This window comes from Coprobacillus cateniformis (genome assembly GCF_009767585.1).
GTDB lineage: Bacteria > Bacillota_I > Bacilli_A > Erysipelotrichales > Coprobacillaceae > Coprobacillus > Coprobacillus cateniformis.
On the sequence record NZ_WSNW01000007.1, the window covers coordinates 1 to 3377 of the forward strand.

A 3377-nucleotide genomic window follows, 5' to 3' on the forward strand; every position below is an offset into this window, starting at 1 on the left:
TAGAGTGACTAGTAACTCTATTATAACTTAGGAAAATCCAATATTGAAATAAACTTGTAAAGATGACTAGTCATCTTTACAAAATATATTATACGAGGAGAATAGTTATGAATATATATAAATCAGCTGATCAATTGATTGGCAAAACACCATTATTAGAATTATCAAATATTGAAAAGAAATATCACTTAGAAACAAATATTATTGCAAAATTAGAATATTTTAATCCTGCTGGGAGTGTTAAGGATAGAATTGCAAAAGCAATGATTGATGATGCAGAAGCAAAAGGATTGATAAATAAAGACACTGTTATTATTGAACCAACTTCTGGAAATACTGGTATTGGGCTTGCTTCGGTTGCTTCAGCCAGAGGATATCACGTTATTATTGTCATGCCTGAAACAATGAGTATTGAAAGACGACAACTAATGAAAGCATATGGAGCTGAACTTGTTTTAACTGAAGGTGCTAAAGGGATGAAGGGCGCTATTGCAAAAGCAAAAGAACTCAGTGAAAAACTTATGAATAGTTTTATTCCTAGTCAATTTGAAAATCCAGCTAATCCCCAAGTCCATACTTTAACAACTGGTCCAGAGATATGGGAAGATACTGATGGTCAGGTAGATATATTAGTAGCTGGTATTGGAACAGGTGGGACAATTAGTGGTGTTGGTGAATATTTAAAATCCAAAAATCCAGATATCCAAGTGATTGCAGTTGAGCCAAAAGATTCTGCCATTTTATCCACAGGGAAAGCAGGTAGCCATAAGATTCAAGGAATTGGTGCAGGATTTATTCCACAAGTGCTTAATACAAAAATTTATGATGAAATTATAACTGTTTCTAATGAAGATGCTTTTCAGTTAGGAAAAGAAATAGGACATAATGAAGGTATATTAGTGGGAATATCTTCTGGAGCAGCAGTTTATGCAGCTATTCAGGTTGCACAAAGATTAGAAAACAAGGGTAAAAATATTGTTGTCATATTACCTGATATAGGTGATCGTTATTTATCTACCCCAATGTTCCAATAAATATTTCGTTTAATATAGTATAAAGATAAGAAAATCTCTTTTCAGTATAATGTGAAAGAGACTTTTATCTTATTTCAATGAAATATTATGATATTGTTCATATTTATCGATAACTTAATTACTCATGTTATGGGTAAATAAATTGTAAATACTCATCAAATGGGTATTTGTAATTACATACTTAGTTAAAGTCATGATTATAGCTTTGTTGAAATCGTTGATTGTCTTTCAATAATTTGAGGGGATAGCATAATAGTTTCTGGGATTGTGACTTCATGTTGCATTTCATGAATTCTACGAATAACTTTTTTAGCAATTTCATAACGACTTACTTCAAGTGTTGAAAGTGTTGGTGTCATAGATTGACAAAATTGCATGTTATCAAATCCAATAACTTTAATATCTTGTGGAACTTTATAACCATTATATTGTAGTGCATTGATAACAATTGCTGCATTGCGGTCATTAACACAAACAAAAGCTTCAGGCATTTTTCGATATGTTAATAACATTTTTTGAATATAGCGATAATCATCATTTAAAACTGCTTTTTCAATGCCCTTTGTTAAACAAATCAATTCATGTTTTTGAGGAGGGAAGTGATTAATCATACATTGTCGATAACCTTGATATCTTTCTTTAAAGTTCTTGGAACTTTCAACTTCGCCTACAAATCCAATTTGTTTATATCCCTTTTTAATAAGATAATCACAACTTATATATCCACCTAAAAAATTATTTGTGATAACAGTATCTATATTAAAATAAGGGATAGAATGATTCACACAAATAATTTCTTTAATATATAAATGTAATGAATAAATCATTTCATCACTTAGAAGTATAACGCCTGCCACATGATGTTCACTCACACATTCAGGGACATTAAAATGAGCAAAATCATAATACTCAGTTAAAATACGATAACCAAAAATACGTGCTTCGTTTGTCATATGGTGAAGTAAATCTAAATAATAATGTTTATCATTCTTTTTCTTATTTTCAATCATAATAACTAATGTTTTATTCTTTAAAGTCTCTTTAATATTGAGTTTTTTAAAGTATAATTCATTTCAGAGGCAGCTTCTAAAATTTGCATTCTTAATTCATGAGAAACACCTTCTTTATCATTTAATGCTATAGAAACGGCATTAATAGAAATGTTGAGTTTATGGGCAATATCTTGCATAGTGGTATTTTTCGACATTATTTTCACCTCTTTTATCAAGATTATAGCATCTATTTTTATTTTCAACTATAAGTTTCAAGTAAAAGAATTCGTTTTTCAAGTAAATGGGAATTGTTTGAAGTCAAGAATATTGAAATAATAGTATTAAGGAAAGGGGTGCATTTGAAATGAAAATAGGTAAAAAATTATTAGTCTTATCTTTGTCGTGTTTGATGATTATGTCTCAATTCAATCGAGTCCATGCTAGCGAGGAATTAACAGGAAGAAATTTAAAGCAAAGATCATTAGAAGTTGTAGAAAATATGCCAAATATATCAAGTCATTATAAAATTCTTGATTGGGCAAAAAGAGGGAAAGATTTAAATGATTTTGTATTTGATTATACAGCAACGAATTTTGATAAAAAAACTGAATTTTCAGTAAAAGAAGGAAGAACATTCTCAACAATTTATCGAGATGATAAATATGGTGGGTATATGATTCCAGCATTCTATGGTGAAGATAGACCATTAAGAAGTACAGAGAAACATGATGGTGAAGATGATCAAGAATCTATTTCTGTAACAAGTGCTTTAATTGTTGCATCATTATTAGGTATTAATATGAATAAAGAATTACCTAAGGAATTAAAAGGAAAAACAACAATAGAAGGTGGTTATGAAATTAATACGTATCTTGATAATGCTTTGAAATATTTTTGGAATGGTGATAAGGGAAATGTATTTACTAATGTTCCAAATGGATCTGAAAGTAAACTTCAGAATATGGAAAATGTTTCTAATGCTTATGGAGATTTTTGGTATTTATTAATTGCTAATCAGAATTTTTATCGATTAGCTTACTTAAATCCGGATTGGAAACCTGAAGAAGTATTGAAATTACAAGAAACAGTTGCAGATCGTATGATTGATATGGTTGATGTTTTAAAACAAAAATATCCAGATGATTTGTTTAATATTCAATGTTTTGATTTTGAGAATATGGAAGCTGTTAAGGGATGGCATCAACCAGATGCAGCGGTTGGAACAGGATGTATTTTGTATTATTCTGGCTCTGTGTCAAGAGTGGAGGATAAAGGAATAACTATTGAAAAATAGGGATTCCTTTTTTCGTATCTTTGTAAGTAAAAGAGTAAGAATAACCAAGATGTAAAA

At 29.7% G+C, this 3377-nt stretch carries 4 protein-coding genes; 2 read left to right on the forward strand and 2 right to left on the reverse strand.

Going from position 1 to position 3377, the window contains the following annotated elements; genetic code table 11:
* Positions 1–107: 107 nt before the first annotated feature.
* Positions 108–1034, forward strand: a complete 927-nt coding sequence (gene cysK, locus GQF29_RS18000; protein WP_008787472.1) for a cysteine synthase A — start codon at positions 108–110, stop codon at positions 1032–1034.
* 197 nt (positions 1035–1231) lie between these two features.
* On the opposite strand, the gene GQF29_RS18005 is transcribed toward cysK, so the two are convergent.
* Positions 1232–2044 carry a substrate-binding domain-containing protein gene (locus tag GQF29_RS18005; RefSeq protein WP_008787473.1) on the reverse strand — a complete coding sequence of 271 codons (813 nt, stop codon included), beginning with the start codon at positions 2042–2044 and terminating at the stop codon, positions 1232–1234.
* A 20-nt stretch (positions 2045–2064) separates the two neighbouring features.
* The gene (locus tag GQF29_RS18010; RefSeq protein ID WP_008787474.1) at positions 2065–2241 is read right to left on the reverse strand and encodes a LacI family DNA-binding transcriptional regulator; all 177 of its coding nucleotides are present in this window, start codon (positions 2239–2241) and stop codon (positions 2065–2067) included.
* A gap of 149 nt (positions 2242–2390) precedes the next feature.
* On the opposite strand from GQF29_RS18010, the gene GQF29_RS18015 reads away from it, so the two are divergent.
* Positions 2391–3320, forward strand: coding sequence for a hypothetical protein (locus GQF29_RS18015; RefSeq protein WP_008787475.1), 930 nt, complete (start codon positions 2391–2393; stop codon positions 3318–3320).
* Positions 3321–3377: the final 57 nt, after the last annotated feature.